Below are 1,311 nucleotides of genomic sequence, written 5' to 3' on the forward strand. Positions count from 1 at the left end.
GGAAAGGATTTTAGAGCTGAGAAATGCTCCGATTCGTAGTTTGTTATGGAAGTATGCATTACCTGCTATTGTGGGGAGCACTGTTACTGCACTTTATAATATTATTACACGTTATTTTATTGGTAATGCAGACTATTTAAATGATGATGCGATGAGCGCTATGGGGTTAGCACTACCGATTATGACCATTTTAGCGGCGTTTGGTATGTTAGTTGGTGCAGGCGCAGGTAGTCGTATTTCGATCTTTTTGGGTAATGAAGATTATGATAAAGCTGAGAAGGTTGTCGGAACATCCTTGATTTTAACTTTTATCATTACCATTACTGTTTCGATGTCTTTTTTCATATTTTTAAAGCCACTTGTGCATTTTTTAGGTGCTGATGAAGGCACTTATCAATATACCTATGATTTTTTAAAATATTATTTGCCGGGTGCAATTTTCGCCAATCTTTGTTTTAGTTTTAATAATATGATGCGTTCATCAGGTTATCCAAAAAAAGCGATGTACACGATGCTATTAACCTTAGTGTTGAATGCAATTTTTGCGCCAATCTTTATTTATCAATTACGCTGGGGTATTGAAGGTGCCGCATTATCCATCGTACTATCAATGATTATTGGTACAATTTTTGTAATGCAACATTTTATCAGTAGAAAATCTGTTGTTGCTTTTAAATTATCTAATATTCGTTTCAATTGGTTCATTACTAAAGCTATTTTAAGTATTGGTATGTCACCATTTTTAATGAATTTAGTATCAGGTAGCATTATTTTTATCATCATTCAGCAAGTTAAAATATATGGTGGCTCTCTAGCCGTTGGTGCTTATACAATTGTGAATGTTTTATTAATGCTAGTTGTATTGATATTACTGGGTTTAACACAAGGCATGCAACCTATCGTTGGTTATAGTTTTGGTGCTAAAGAGATTAAACGATTGCGTGAAGCATTGCTTCAAACAATTAAAGTAGGGGTGATGATTGGTGTGATTGCTATGATCATTGGTGTATTCTTCCCATCACTTGTTGTTGAATTTTTTAATCCATCGCCAGAGCTTGCTAAAGTCGCAATTAATGCCATTAAAATTGTGACTGTTTTATTTCCTTTAGCAGGCTTTCAAATCGTTGTGACGATTTTCTTTCAAAGCATTGGTAAAGTGAAGCACTCCATCTTTTTAAGTTTGAGTCGTCAAATTATATTCTTAATTCCTGGGCTATTTATTTTTCCATTATATTTTGGTATTGATGGTGTTTGGTATGCAATTTTTGCAGCAGATTTAGTTTCAACATGTACTGCAGCTTTGTTTTTATG

Annotated in this window: 1 protein-coding gene; it reads left to right on the top strand. The window is 33.9% G+C overall.

All coding sequences use genetic code 11. The features are described 5' to 3' along the window. Window positions 1-1,311: MATE family efflux transporter (locus BZK14_RS10540; RefSeq protein ID WP_245831318.1), on the top strand; the 1,311-nt coding region annotated here is incomplete at both ends.

This window comes from Wohlfahrtiimonas larvae, from assembly GCF_002006755.1.
Taxonomy (GTDB): Bacteria; Pseudomonadota; Gammaproteobacteria; order Cardiobacteriales; family Wohlfahrtiimonadaceae; genus Wohlfahrtiimonas; species Wohlfahrtiimonas larvae.